Origin of the sequence: Halolactibacillus halophilus, from assembly GCF_900115605.1 — a bacterium.
Lineage (GTDB): Bacteria > Bacillota > Bacilli > Bacillales > Amphibacillaceae > Halolactibacillus > Halolactibacillus halophilus.
This window is the reverse complement of the sequence record NZ_FOXC01000004.1, coordinates 13,213-28,170: the sequence shown is the minus strand read 5'-3', so window position 1 is coordinate 28,170 and position 14,958 is coordinate 13,213. Positions and strand designations below refer to the sequence as shown.

The 14,958-nt window shown below is 37.8% G+C and carries 11 protein-coding genes; all 11 read left to right on the top strand.

Annotation, left to right across the window (positions count from 1 at the left end; all coding sequences use genetic code 11):
• The first annotated feature begins 26 nt into the window (after positions 1-26).
• The 11 genes from BM098_RS02730 to BM098_RS02680 all read left to right on the top strand — a co-directional run bounded on the left by BM098_RS02730 (position 27) and on the right by BM098_RS02680 (position 14,840).
• Positions 27-461, top strand: coding sequence for a YwiB family protein (locus tag BM098_RS02730; RefSeq protein ID WP_234987386.1), 435 nt, complete (start codon positions 27-29; stop codon positions 459-461).
• Positions 458-2,128 carry an arginine--tRNA ligase gene (argS, locus tag BM098_RS02725; RefSeq protein ID WP_089830153.1) on the top strand — a complete coding sequence of 557 codons (1,671 nt, stop codon included), beginning with the start codon at positions 458-460 and terminating at the stop codon, positions 2,126-2,128. The genes BM098_RS02730 and argS overlap by 4 nt, the downstream gene beginning before the upstream one ends.
• 571 nt (positions 2,129-2,699) lie before the next feature.
• Entirely contained in the window at positions 2,700-3,059 is a 360-nt protein-coding gene (locus tag BM098_RS02720) for a response regulator transcription factor (RefSeq protein WP_089830151.1), read from the top strand.
• Complete coding sequence (locus tag BM098_RS02715) at positions 3,056-6,274, top strand: ATP-binding protein (protein WP_089830148.1); 3,219 nt, start codon at positions 3,056-3,058, stop codon at positions 6,272-6,274. The genes BM098_RS02720 and BM098_RS02715 overlap by 4 nt, the downstream gene beginning before the upstream one ends.
• 119 nt (positions 6,275-6,393) lie before the next feature.
• Entirely contained in the window at positions 6,394-8,043 is a 1,650-nt protein-coding gene (locus BM098_RS02710) for a response regulator (RefSeq protein WP_089830146.1), read from the top strand.
• Positions 8,044-8,188: 145 nt separating this feature from the next.
• Positions 8,189-8,776 (top strand): P-loop nucleotide/nucleoside kinase family protein, encoded by a 588-nt coding sequence (locus tag BM098_RS02705; protein WP_089830144.1) that lies wholly within the window; start codon positions 8,189-8,191, stop codon positions 8,774-8,776.
• Between the two features lie 148 nt (positions 8,777-8,924).
• Positions 8,925-9,482 (top strand): DNA-directed RNA polymerase subunit delta, encoded by a 558-nt coding sequence (gene rpoE, locus BM098_RS02700; RefSeq protein WP_234987385.1) that lies wholly within the window; start codon positions 8,925-8,927, stop codon positions 9,480-9,482.
• A gap of 302 nt (positions 9,483-9,784) precedes the next feature.
• The gene (locus BM098_RS02695) at positions 9,785-11,392 is read left to right on the top strand and encodes a CTP synthase (RefSeq protein ID WP_089830142.1); all 1,608 of its coding nucleotides are present in this window, start codon (positions 9,785-9,787) and stop codon (positions 11,390-11,392) included.
• Positions 11,393-11,767: 375 nt separating this feature from the next.
• Complete coding sequence (gene fba, locus BM098_RS02690) at positions 11,768-12,622, top strand: class II fructose-1,6-bisphosphate aldolase (protein ID WP_089830140.1); 855 nt, start codon at positions 11,768-11,770, stop codon at positions 12,620-12,622.
• A gap of 188 nt (positions 12,623-12,810) precedes the next feature.
• The gene (locus tag BM098_RS02685) at positions 12,811-13,179 is read left to right on the top strand and encodes a hypothetical protein (RefSeq protein WP_089830138.1); all 369 of its coding nucleotides are present in this window, start codon (positions 12,811-12,813) and stop codon (positions 13,177-13,179) included.
• Between the two features lie 374 nt (positions 13,180-13,553).
• Positions 13,554-14,840 carry a UDP-N-acetylglucosamine 1-carboxyvinyltransferase gene (locus BM098_RS02680; RefSeq protein WP_089830136.1) on the top strand — a complete coding sequence of 429 codons (1,287 nt, stop codon included), beginning with the start codon at positions 13,554-13,556 and terminating at the stop codon, positions 14,838-14,840.
• The last annotated feature ends 118 nt before the right edge of the window (positions 14,841-14,958 follow it).

The following is a 14,958-nucleotide window of genomic DNA, read 5'->3' as shown; positions in this document are numbered from 1 at the left end:
ATTTATGAAGGATGACTTTTATGACTTTGGCAAAACAACAGGTTTCTGTGATACTTGATACAACGATTACTGAAGATGGCCATACCCAAAAGGAATCGGTCCGGGTAATGGGTGAAGTTACGGGTCTTGGGATGAAGCGGATGATCAAGTTCACAGAAATAAACGACCAAAACGAAGCGATTGATACGGTAATGATGCTTGGTGATGATAAAGTGACATTAAAACGCACCGGCGCAATCAATATGTCACAACAATTTATTGAAAGTAAAAGAACCGAAAGCCATTATCACCACCCATTGATGCAATTTCGGATGGAGACGTATACGGATACAATTAATTACCGTTATAAAGAAAAAGATGCCACTCTATCATTAGCGATGCGTTATCGTACCGCAATTGCCGGAGAAGGCGAACGAAGACATACATTAAACCTACAAATAAAAGGAGAATCAGACGTATGAGTATTAGCCAACAAGTAAAACAGACGTTAAAAGAAGAAATTAAACAAGCCGTCATTCAGTCAAATCTTGCGACAGAGGATCAGATTCCTAATATTGTCCTAGAGAAACCAAAAGAAAAGAATCACGGGGATTATGCGACAAACGTTGCAATGCAGCTAGCGCGAGTGGCAAAAAAAGCGCCGCGTCAAATTGCTGAAGTGATCGTGGAACATCTGAATAAAGAAAAAGCGTATGTCACCGAGATTGAGATTGCAGGTCCTGGTTTTATTAACTTCTTTATGGATAACCGTTATTTAACACAAGTCATTACGGAAGTGTTAGACCAAAAAGAAACTTACGGTCGGTCTAATAGTGGACAGGGCGAGAAAATTCAAGTTGAGTTTGTCTCAGCCAATCCAACCGGCGACTTACACTTAGGTCACGCCCGCGGGGCGAGTGTGGGTGATTCGCTCTGTCACTTACTTGACTGGGCTGGTTATGATGTTGAACGTGAATACTATATTAATGATGCCGGTAACCAAATTAATAACCTGGCACTGTCAGTTGAAGCGCGATATATGCAAGCACTCGGTGAGGACTTCCCAATGCCAGAAGATGGGTATCACGGTAAAGATATTTTAACGATTGGTGATGAGCTTAAAGATGCTTACGGCGATAAGTTTGTGAAAATGGACCGCGAGGAACGTCTTGTCTTCTTTAGAGACTATGGTCTTAAAGTTGAACTTAAAAAATTAGAACAAGACTTAGCGGATTTCAGAGTACACTTTGATCACTGGTTTAGTGAAACGTCGCTTTACACCGATGAAAAGATTAAACCGACATTAGCCTTGCTTAAAGAAAAAGGCCATACCTATGAAGAAGATGGTGCCACATGGTTTAGAACGACTGACTTTGGTGACGATAAAGACCGGGTCTTAATTAAAAACGATGGCAGTTATACGTATTTAACGCCAGATATTAGCTACCATAAAAACAAGCTCGATCGTGGTTTCAATAAACTAATTAATATTTGGGGAGCTGACCACCATGGTTATATCCCAAGAATGAAAGCAGCAATTGAAGCGCTAGGTTACACACCGGATACACTAGAAGTAGAAATTATTCAAATGGTCAACCTATTTGAAAATGGTGAAAAAGTGAAAATGAGTAAACGGACGGGTAAAGCGGTAACGTTGCGTGAATTGATGGATGAAGTCGGTATTGATGCGGTACGCTATTTCTTCGTTATGCGTTCAAGTGATGCGCACTTAGACTTTGATATGGACTTGGCGAAATCGGAATCAAATGAAAACCCAGTCTATTATGTCCAGTATGCACATGCGCGTATTTGTACATTACTAAAACAAGCAGAAGAAAAAGGTTTTAGTATCGATGCTTCAAACGTTGAAGCAGAAATTCAGTCAGAAAAAGGCTTTGACTTATTGAAACATCTAGGTGACTTCGAAGAAGTCATCGCTGAAGCAGCAGCTAACCGGACACCACACCGTATGACAAGTTACGTGTTTGATTTAGCCCAACTACTGCACAGCTACTACAATCAAGAAAAAGTATTGGATGATTCAAATAAACAAAAAACTGAGGCGCGTCTTGCATTAATGGATGCGGTACGCATCACCATTAAGAATGCATTGGCGATCATCGGTGTGAACGCACCAGAACAAATGTAAGCAAATAAGTAGTTTTAAATGAAAAAGCATGTGTTGTATGAACGTATTCATATCAAACGCATGCTTTTTTAATTGTTCATGCAACAACGCGTAAATAAAAATAATAACAAAAGGCATGATAGTCTTGTTAAACAGTCCCAACGCTTAGTGCTGAAAAGTTGCGTGAGGTGTACCATATTTTGGTATTTCTATTCATGTATTCCGGAGCAGAAATAGTGTGGAGGTAATGACCGTAGAACACGTGCTTTTGGTCTGTAGATCAGAACGTTTGCATCCTATCAGACAGCATAATGTAATCCAAAATAATTTTACATATATTAAGAGAAAAGGTTTGAGAGTAGTTGCGTCATGAAAAGGAAATGTATGTTATAATTTACATAGTTAAGTATCAGTAAAAAAGTGTAACTATAGCACTTTATAGATTTTGATAATCACCTTAGTCTCTAGGAAATATCAGTACTTTTGTTCTTTATGACTAAAGACCTTGGAATGCTTTGATTTTTGAACAAAGACTTAAAAAATCGCAGGATAGTATTTGAAACGTTGAGCTATAAAAAAGGGAGTGCTGATGATGAACCGACTTTTAGTTGTAGATGATGAAGCTGTTTTAAGAATGTTGATTGTAGATAGCTTAGAAGATTTAGATTGCTCGATTGATGAAGCAGATAATGGACAGGATGCTTTAGCGTTAGTGAATCAACATATGTATGATGTTATCGTGTTAGATTATATGATGCCTGGAATGACAGGGATTGAGTTTTTAGAGAAAGTAGAGAAAGATCGGTTAAATACGACCACTGTCATCATGCTAACAGCCAAGACACAGGAAAAGGACCAGCAACAGGCGCACGAAGTAGGCGTAGATTTCTTTATGAAAAAGCCTTTTAGTCCAATGGAACTTTGTAGTGTTGTAGAGGGATTACTCATATGAAAGCGACGGGTAAAACAATAAAAATAAAGCGTAAATTTTATTTAATAACGTTAACTTTGTTAGCGCTTATCGTTACCATTATATCAGTTTTTACACTGACTTTAATCAGGTCTCAAGCAAACATTAACAATGAGTACGAAGAAAGTAATATCAAATATAATGCCATTAATCAGTTAGATAACGATTTAACGGCAGTATTATTCCGAGCAAGGGGCTATTATGCCTTTCAAAGCCAAATAGAACTTGATTTATTGTATAAAAACTTAACAAAATTAGATAACAGTATTACTTATTTTTCCACACTGGACTTAACCAAGGAGGAAAAGGAGTTACAGGTGGTTCTATTAGATTTTTATAATGATTACAGGGATAATATATTGCCTTTAGCGATAGAGCATGTGAATAATGATGACTACGTATCGTTAAGAGCACTCGCAAATAGTGGAGCGCATACAGATGTTAATCGATTTTTAGATTATACGCAACAGTTTAATGCTGAAACCACTGAAAATAGAGATCGCATTTATGAGGAGACGAGACAACTTAATACACAATTCACTGTTGGATTTATTATACTTGGAATTGTGAGTTTCTCACTTATAATTTTAATGGTTAACCGATTGTTAAAAGAAATTGTGAAACCATTAGAATTCTTCATTAAAGCAACAAATGATTTTTCAGAAGGGGAAAATTTGGTGTTAGATGCCGATTACCAATTAGATGAATTAAATCTACTCGAACGCTCATTTAATAAGATGGCTGTGAAGGTTCAAGAGAAAGAGGCAGAGTTGATAGCGCAAAATGAGGAATTACTTTCTCAACAAGATGAACTTGAAAACAGTCAAGAGCAACTACAAGCTTATATAACAGATATAGAGCATATTAATAAAGCACTTAATCAATCAGCCTTAATGTGTATTACAAACAGTGATGGTATGATCATTAGTGTTAATAAGATGTTTTGTCAGGTGTCGAAGTTTGAAGAAGCAGATTTGATTGGGAATACGACACGGATATTAAAAAGTGGACAACACGATGAAGCTTTCTATTCAGACATGTGGGGGACAATTTCTAAAGGTAAAATCTGGACGGAGAAACTAATGAATACCACAAAAGACGGGGAAACTTATTGGATTAATGCGACGATTGTGCCGTTTTTAACTGATGCAGGGAAAGTTTATCGATATATTCTGATTGGTATAGATATTACTGAAAATAAGCAAAATGAGGCAATGCTACAAAAGTTATTAGTAGAAGCGCAAGACGCGAAAGAAAAAACGGAAATTTACAGTGATTTAAATAAAGAATTAACGGTTACTGTCGACCGAGAACAATTCTTGCACCGTGTTTTCAATTATTTGGATTTTGTATTCACCTTTGATAAAGGTATTTTATTTAGTCCGCAAAACAAGCAATATGTGCATAAGCACTTATCAAAAGAAAAAATAACGTCACTTTTCTCAGACAGTGTGCTAAAAGAAGTGTTGGAACGCTTAAAAGAAAAGCCGTATTATGTAATTAAACGTTTGGCGAATGAAAAAGAAGTAGGCATTGCTGAGGGAACAGTCTATAGTTACGACTTATATGCAGCTGTTTTAAATGAAGCGGAATATGTCGATTTAGTATTTGCAGCTACACGCGTTGGTCAACCTTTTAGTCCGGAAGAAACAGAAAAAATACACGTGCTAATGAGCCAGCTAAATATTGCATTGAGTAGAATTGATATATATGAAGAAGTTCAACGCGAACGGGGCTTAAATGAAAGTATTATTCAAAATATCGATGAAGGACTGCAATTAGTTTCACTAGACGGTGAATTATTGCAAACTAACCATAAGTTTGTTGAATTTTTCCCGCAATCGCTTAAAGAAAAACATAAGCGTGAGCAGTGGCTAACTGATATTTCAATACAATTTAAAGATGCTGAAAGTATACAAGCGTTTTTTGAAAAAGGGACATCGCCTGATCAGATAACGGTGCTCGAAAAACGCGGTCAACTCATTGGTGAACAGCCAAGATATATCAAAATATACAGTTCACCGATATTTTTAAACGACATAAAGAAAGGGACGCTCTTTGTTTACCGTGATATAACAAAAGAATATGAAATTGACGAGATGAAATCGGAACTGGTGAGTACTGTCAGTCACGAACTACGTACGCCGCTTTCAAGTGTACTAGGATTTACCGAAATGCTATTAGCCAAGCAATTGCCACCTGATAAACAAAAACGCTATTTAAAAACAATATTTAAAGAGGCTAAGCGCTTAACAACATTAATCAATGATTTTTTAGATGTGCAAAGAATTGAGTCAGGAAAGCAAGAGTATAATATGGAAAAACTAGATCTTAGCGAGATAATTATGCAAGTAATCGAGCTATTTAATCACGATGTGCGTCATCCAATATATTTTGAAGATCAAGCTGTTCATACAAAAGTATTGGCAGATCAAGATCGTTTAGTTCAATTACTTACGAACCTCATTAGCAACGCGCTGAAATTCTCGCCAGATGGAGGGAATGTCGCCATAAAAATGATGAACGACAAAGAAATAGCTAGAATCAGCATTAAAGATGAAGGAATAGGTATTCCGTCATCAGAATTGCCGAACATGTTTACTAAGTTTAAACGTATTGATAATAGTGCGAGTAAAAAAATAGGTGGAACAGGTTTAGGATTAGCGATTAGTAAGGGCATTGTAGAAGCTCATGATGGTGATATCTGGATTGAATCGGAAGAAGGCGTAGGAACAACAGTGAATATTTCGCTTCCGTTAGCGGACTCAAATACTGTTGAGTCATTAACAGACTTGAGCGTTTCAGTGCCAAATAATCTGACTAAAGGAACAATCATTATCATTGAAGATGATATTAGCTTTGCTATGCTATTATCTGAAACATTAAAATTAACAGGTTTTAGTGTTATTCATGATCCAAGTGGTAAAAATATTGTTAAACTAGCAAAGGAAACAAATGTCTTAGCGATTGTTGTTGACTTGGTTTTAGCAGAGGATGTAAGTGGCTGGGATTTAATAAAAGAATTAAAGGCAAATCAACAGACGGCAGGTATTCCGTTGATTGTCTCCTCGGCGGTAGATAAATCCTCAGAAATTATAGAGAGTCAACAGGTGTTTGATTATCTCTTGAAGCCTTATTCACCCAATGTCTTAGCGGACGTGTTATTAACGCTGGTTGAAAATGATAGCGGCGAGTAGCTAAGTGGTTGGTTATTGCTTTGATTTTAGTGAACATCAAAAAAGATGGAGGAAGCTGCATTAAACGAGGAATTCGCTAGAGTAATTCACAATTTGAGCTTAAATAGGAGGGGTGTTTTGTGGATGTAAATAAAATGAGCGCATTGATATTAAAAGCTCAAAAAGCTTTCTTAGTTGAAAAAAACAAGGTTATGGGACATATAGCCAAGCAAGTCATTATGTTTATCTCCACGAGAGATAAAAAGTTATATGATGAATTATACAGATTTTTTCATAGCGCCAAAGGCACAGCAGGAACGATTGAACTCCCGGCTATAGAAAAAGTAGCCGCTGATAATGAAGCCTTATTAGTTAATCAATTAAACGATGATCAAACGGAGGAAGCTGCATTTCTTCAATTAATTTTCAATACAGGAGAGATGTTTCGTTTGATTAATCGTCATTTAGAAGCGGGGGTTCTAAATGAACATGATTCAATAGATCCGACTGAGATTGACCAACCTCAAGGAATGTCTCAGGGCAAGATTATGGTTCTAGATGATGACGTTCAGCTGCTTGATTATTTAAGTGATGTTTTGAAAAATGAGGGGTTTCAGGTATACATTACAAGTAACTCAAACGATGCCATTGATTTTATTAAAAATGAAGCTGTTGATTTAGCCATCATTGATATTGTTATGCCAGAAAAATCCGGGTTTGACATGTTTAATGATGTCATAAAAATCAATAAAGAGCTACCCATTGTATTTTTAACAGGTGTTGGTACACCTCATATAAGAAATGAAGCACTAAGACTAGGAGCAACGAATATTTTACGAAAACCTGTCGATGTTGACGAGCTACTAGCTCAAATTAAAGGGACATTAAAGAAAGTAGAAGCTAAAAATGAATTGTACTACGTGGATGAACTAACAGGAGCCTATACGAGAAAACGTTTTTCACAACAATTTGAACTGACTAAGACTAAGTATTTAAATGAAGGAGAAGTTTTTTCGGTCGCTTTCTTAGATTTAGATTATTTCAAAACTATTAATGATACGTATGGCCATCTTTTTGGTGATAAGATGCTAATTGAATTCACAAGTACTATTCGCCATCATTTGAATGAAACGGGCGATCTTTATCGATTTGGTGGTGATGAGTTTTTAGTCATTTTCCGAAATCTAAAAGCAAAAGCAGCCAAGGAACTTATTGAAGAAATCAGAACGGAAATTCAGTCAAAGCCTTTTGTAACTGAACAAAATGACCAAGTGGTTCTTTCTTTTAGTGCTGGTATCGCAGAATTTGGTGATAAGTCAGAGACAAAAACAATCCTACTTGAAAAAGCAGATAAAGCATTGTATATAGCGAAAGAAAAAGGCAAGAATCAAACATATATAAAAGAAATAAATGCATCAATTACAAAAGATAAGATTCTCGTTGTAGATGAGGAACCGATGTTGAGAAAGATTATTGAGACGAGGCTAGGTTATTTGGGATATACGATAGATTATGCAAGCGATGGACAGATGGCCATTGATAAAATGGCTGAGACACGATATGATCTTATCTTACTTGATCTTACGTTGCCAAAAGTAACAGGAATTGATGTACTTAAACAAATCAAGAACCGGCGATTTAATGACGATCAAAAAACGATTATTCTTACAGGGAATGCTCATGCAGCTATTAAGACAGAAGCATTACAACTTGGGGCAGATGATTTTTTGACAAAACCTTTCTCACTAGATATGTTAGAACATAAAATTAAAAAGATGATGACGACCTAAAAAAGAAATGTTTCGTTCATTGAGAATAGTTCAACATGCTGGATAAAGAGGCAACGGTTAGCTCAGTTTTTTGAAAAAAATGATGCATTCTTATCCTGTATGCGTTAACATAGAAGACAATAAATGAAGAAGTGAGGGAAGAAGAATGCAGAAAGTAGTGTTTTTTGTTGGAGTGGCAGGAACAGGTAAAACAACGGTCGCAGAAAAAACGGTCAAGCATATTCCCGCAGCTTTCCTAGATCGTGATACGATAGGCGGACGCTTCGTTGAAGCGTTTTTAAACAAGGAAGGCTTAGACCCAGATGATAGAGATTCAGGGTTCTATAAAGAAAATTTACGCGATTTAGAATATGATACGGCCAAAGATATTTGTGTGGAAAATATTCGTGTTGGTCAAAATGTCTTTATGATCTCACCGTTCACAAAAGAACTAAAAAGTAATCAGTGGATGGAAGACTTATTAAATAAGGCAGATAAAACAAAAGCGGACGTCGATGTGAAAGTTATTGTTGTGACACTTGACGATATTGACCAACAAAAGTCTCGTATTAAAGGACGTGGAACAGAAAGAGACTCGTGGAAATTAGAAAACTGGACAAGTTATGAGAATCGCGTCAATTTCGTGCCAGAAATCAACTGGGATATTAGTGATGAAAACATCTTGATCTTCGACAATTCTGGTGATTTAACGGATAAAAAGGTGAAATCTGTCGTTGAATTTATCCGGCGTTAAAAAAACTCCCTTTTTTCATCAATCAATTAGGTAGAACGGTTGCTTTTTGCTAATACTACCCCTATAATGTACTGGTGGTAAAACAAAACACAAATTTTAGGGTATTTAAAATTGTAATGACTATTTGAAATAAAGGGAGTGTACGACGGTGAGTGAACTAAATATCAACCGTGAGCAACTAGAGAAATATTCAATGATTGAAATGGCGGTCGCTTTATTAAAACAAGAGAAAAAAGCGGTGAACTATCGTGATATCTTTGAAGAAATTACTGAACTCAAACAATTAAATGGTGCAGAGCGAGATGAAGCTTTTGCCCAGTTCTACACAGACTTAAACTTAGACGGTCGTTTTCTTTATCTAGGTCAAGGCATCTGGGGATTAAAAGTATGGTACCCAGTCGATCAGATTGATGAAGAGATTACAGAAGAACCGAAAAAGAAAAAAAAGAAAAAGAAAAAAGCGAAGAAAAAAGAAGTTGAACCATCAATTGATCATCCAGCGGAAGAAGAGGAAGAAGATCTAACAGAAATCCCAATCGACTTTATTGCGAAAAAAGATGATGGGGATGACGATGACGATGATGACCTCGGACTTGATGAGTTGGATGATGATGATCTCTTTGACGACGATGAAGACGAAGAAGATGAAGATGACGATGAAAATGAAGATGAAGACGAAGCATCAGATGATGAGCAAGAAAAATAAGGGTCATGAAATTAATTAAACGACAGATACAGCAATGATTGCTGTATCTGTTTTTTTAATTGATTTTGTTTAGAAAAGAAAGAATCGATAAACAATATGAAGATAAAATGTCCTAGCGCATTTTGAGATTGTTTTAAGCCAAAAAAGGTATAACGGAAACCTTGATTTCATTCGTGTTTCACCGTAGAATTTTACTTGGGCTCAATCAAGATCTATATTTTCGTCTCCCGCAGTTTTGGGGGGCGATTTTTTTGTTTAATTGCCTCTTAAATAGACAGACTAACAACATGGAGGGAAAAACAATGACAAAGTATATTTTTGTAACCGGTGGCGTTGTGTCATCAATTGGGAAAGGAATTGTTGCTGCCTCACTCGGCCGCCTACTAAAAAATCGCGGGCTTAGCGTGACAATTCAAAAATTTGACCCGTATATTAACGTTGACCCAGGTACGATGAGTCCTTATCAACACGGTGAGGTTTTTGTGACTGATGACGGAGCAGAGACGGATTTAGACTTAGGCCACTATGAACGTTTTATTGACATTAATCTATCCAAACTTTCAAATATTACGACCGGACGCGTCTACTCGAGTGTGATTAGAAAAGAACGTCGCGGCGATTATCTTGGTGGAACCGTACAAGTTATTCCACATATTACAAATGAAATTAAAGACCAGGTGTTTAGAACAGGTAAACAAACGGGGGCTGATATTGTTATTACAGAAATTGGGGGCACGGTAGGGGATATCGAGTCGTTGCCATTTTTAGAAGCAATCCGTCAAATTAAATCAGATGTCGGAAAAGATGATGTGTTATATATTCATACGACGCTCGTCCCTTATATTAAAGCAGCTGGTGAATTAAAAACAAAGCCGACCCAGCACTCGGTAAAAGAACTTCGATCCCTTGGGATTCAGCCAGATGTGATTGTCTTGCGCTCAGAACATGAAGTCACTGCCGATATGAAAGAAAAGATTGCTCTGTTTTGTGATATTAACGTTAAAAACGTGATTGAGTCACGCGATGCGAAAACGCTGTATCATATTCCCCTTATGTTAAAAGACCAAGGATTAGATGATATTACATGTGAGCATTTTAAATTAACGACAGAAGAACCGGATATGACCGAGTGGATCCAATTAGCTGAAACAGTAGCGGGGTTAACGAACACAGTGCGGATTGCCTTAGTCGGTAAGTATGTTGAATTACCTGATGCGTATTTATCTGTTGTTGAGGCACTAAAACATGCGGGATATCCAAATGATGTGGATGTTGAGATTGACTGGATTAATGCAGATACCGTCACAAAAGACAATGCCAGTAACTTGCTTACATCAGCGGACGGCATCCTTGTCCCAGGTGGCTTTGGTGACCGGGGGATTGAAGGGAAAATTGAAGCGATTCGCTACGCACGTGAACAACAGGTGCCGTTTCTTGGGATTTGTCTTGGGATGCAGTTGGCGACCGTTGAATATGCGCGTCATGTATTAGGTCATGCGGATGCTCACTCAGCCGAGATCAATCCGCAAACGACGCATCCATTGATTGATTTACTGCCAGAGCAAAAAGATATCGAAGATTTAGGTGGCACGTTACGACTCGGTCTTTATCCATGTCAACTACAGCCAGAGACAAAAGTGAAAGCGGCCTACGGGGAAGATTTAATTTATGAGCGTCACCGTCACCGTTATGAGTTTAATAACACCTACCGGACTGAGATGGAACAAGCAGGCTTTGTGTTTTCAGGAACGAGCCCTGATGGACGTCTTGTTGAGACGATTGAACTAAAGAATCACCCGTGGTTTGTCGCTTCTCAGTTCCATCCTGAATTTAAATCACGACCAACCCATGCACATCCATTATTTAAAGGATTTATTGATCATGCGATGGTGTATCAACAACGGAGTTAGAAAATCTGAGAACCTAAAAGAATGATGACTAAAAACACTGCCGACAAGACAAAGTCGTCAGTGTTTTTAGGTGAATAGAAAGTGTGTGAGGACCGTGCCTTAAGTATCTCATAGTCACGTTACTGTCGGTTGGTAAAAAGAATGCGTAAGAGAAATGTTCGGAAATGGTATAAAATTATCGTCTATTTGATGAATTTTTAAAGAGTAAACGTTTACAACGACAAGCTTTGTCTTGCACCTTTGGCTTGAAATTGGTATGCTTAGAGTGTAACCAATCAAACGTTGTAATTGACTGGCTATACAAGTATGTTTAATTTGTTTTAGATATGCTTTATACTAAATTAATTTCTTAACTATTTTAAGGAGGAACAATTCATGCCATTAGTATCAATGACAAAAATGTTGCAAGATGCAAACAAAGACGGGTACGCAGTAGGACAATTCAACATCAACAACCTTGAGTATATCCAAGCAATCCTTCAAGCAGCTGAAGCTGAGAAATCACCAGTTATTTTAGGTGTTTCAGAAGGTGCAGGAAAATATATGGGTGGTTACGGTGTCGTAGTCGCTATGGTTAAAGCAGTAATGGAAGCACAAGGTACAACAGTACCAGTTGCAATTCACTTAGACCACGGTTCAAGCTTTGAACAATGTGCGAAAGCCATCCATGCTGGTTTCACATCAGTTATGATCGATGCTTCTCACGATCCATTTGATGAAAACATCGCGACAACTGCAAAAGTTGTTGAATTAGCACACTTAAACGGTGTATCAGTAGAAGCTGAGCTTGGAACTGTCGGTGGACAAGAAGATGACGTTGTAGGTGACATCATCTATGCAAATCCTGAAGAGTGTAAAGAAATGGTTGAGCGTACAGGTATCGATACATTAGCACCAGCGCTTGGTTCAGTACACGGTCCTTACAAAGGTGAGCCAAACTTAGGATTCAAAGAAATGGAAGAAATCAACACAATTGCAGGTGTTCCTTTAGTTCTTCATGGTGGTACTGGTATCCCAACTAAAGATATCCAAAAAGCGATTTCTTTCGGAACTTCTAAGATTAACGTGAACACTGAAAACCAAATCCAACAAACGAAAAAAGTTCGTGAAGTATTAGCGGCTAATCCTGATATGATTGATCCTCGTAAATACTTAGGACCATCTCGCGATGCAATTAAAGACACTGTTATTGGTAAAATGCGTGAATTCGGTTCTTCAAACAAAGCATAATAGTTTGTATATAAAAAAGCACTTATCCTTCCGGGGTAAGTGCTTTTTGCATCTTAAGAAACGAAATACATAATCAACGTATTAAAAATACGTCTTGCTAGTCAGGAAGGTAGAGATATAGTAGACTTAGAGTGAATAATGATCAGACTTTCACTATAGTAAAGGCTTAAAATGAGGGGGACATAGATATGTTAGATTGTTTTGAAATAGAAATCATTGGTGAAAATCGTCATCAACCATTTTATGAACAAATTAAACACGACATCCTGGTGCGTCTAGATGACCCGATTGATTCACTTCGGTTAACAGAAGCCGTAATCAAACGAACAAAACAAATGGCCACGTCATCGATTGTATTAAGGTACATTTTTAAAGAAACAATAGAAGAAGACCCAACAGCTGAGATGACGGAGTATTATCTTCTCCATTTCAAAGAAGGCGGGATTCATTGCAAGGTTAGTACAGACGGGGTTTACCAAACGACGCATGTGTTAGCTGATGAGGAGTTAGTCGGCTTTTTACATGGCCTGATTGATAAATTGTATGAGGCCTTTTAAGTATTGATTGAGTATTACATGAGAATGACACGTATACTAGCGATGAAAAAGCTGGAACAATTGGGTGATGTTCGTTGAGTGAATCAACAGCCGAAACAATATCAATTAACGGAAACTTTCTTAGATAAGTTGTTTATCTAAGTGTTAGTTAAAATGAAAACCACGTTGTTTTTCTGAAAAAACAGCAGTTTGCCTAGACAAATCATTAAAATGTTATGAGAAAAGCCATAATCACTAGCAACTTCCCCTGTTTATTTGTATAATGAAAATGTCATGGATTTTTCTGTGTCGTATGATATAAATAAAACCTTAAAAACTACTAACGAACAATATAAACATTAACGATACAATGGAACGTAAAGGGGAATATACAGATGGAAAAATTATTTGTTGAAGGTGGGAAGAAGCTAAAAGGTCGTGTGCATATTGGTGGGGCAAAAAATAGTGCCGTTGCTCTCCTTCCAGCCACGATCTTGGCAGATTCTGAAGTTACAATTGAAGGATTACCGAATATTTCAGATGTCGATACACTAAGTGCTTTACTTGAAGATATCGGCGGCGTCGTAACAAAGACCGATCATGCGGTGACAATTGATCCAAGTCAAATGGTTTCGATGCCATTACCGAACGGGAAAGTGAAAACACTCCGCGCGTCGTATTATTTTATGGGCGCCATGCTAGGGCGATTTAAAAAAGCAGTTGTTGGCTTACCGGGCGGTTGTCATTTAGGACCGCGTCCGATTGATCAGCATATTAAAGGCTTTGAAGCGCTTGGAGCCGAAGTGACCAATGAACAAGGGGCAATTTATTTACGTGCCGATGAACTGCATGGTGCACGGATTTATTTAGATGTCGTCAGTGTCGGTGCAACGATTAACATCATGCTTGCCGCTGTTCGGGCGAAAGGAAAAACCGTGATTGAAAACGCGGCTAAGGAACCGGAGATTATTGATGTTGCCACGCTTCTTACAAGTATGGGCGCTAAGATTAAAGGCGCCGGTACCGATGTGATTCGCATTGAAGGGGTCGACCAACTTTCTGGTTGTGTGCATACGATTATTCCTGACCGGATTGAAGCGGGAACCTATACGATTATGGCAGCAGCGCAAGGGGAAGAAGTGTATATTGATAACGTCATTCCTCAGCACTTAGAGCCTTTAATCGCAAAATTACGCGAAATGGGTATTGATATTACAGAAGGTGAAGAATCCCTTATTATCAGACCAAAACAAAACTTATCAGCGGTGGATATAAAAACGCTTGTGCACCCAGGATTCCCGACTGATTTACAACAACCATTTACGTCGCTGCTCACAAAAGCAGAAGGTACAGCGATTGTGACGGATACGATTTATTCTGCCCGATTTAAGCATATTGATGAATTACGTCGGATGAATGCCAAAATTAAAGTTGAAGGTGCCTCGGCAATTATCCAAGGTCCGATTCTGTTACAAGGTGCAAAAGTACGTGCAACTGATTTACGCGCAGGGGCCGCTCTGGTCGTGGCGGGATTAATTGCCGATGGTGTGACCGAAATTACGGGCCTAGAGCATATTGATCGTGGCTATGAAAACCTGATTGAAAAGCTTAAATCATTAGGCGCAAACATTTGGCGTGAAAAGATGTCAAAAGATGAAATACATGCCTATCAAGAAAATTAATAGATGTTAAAGTTGTATAAGTAAGACGTCCATTCTCAGGGCGTTTTACTTATTTATGCTTTACAAACATCGTGTGATTCTCTACAATATAGAGAAAAAGAGATAGCTTCGCTATGTA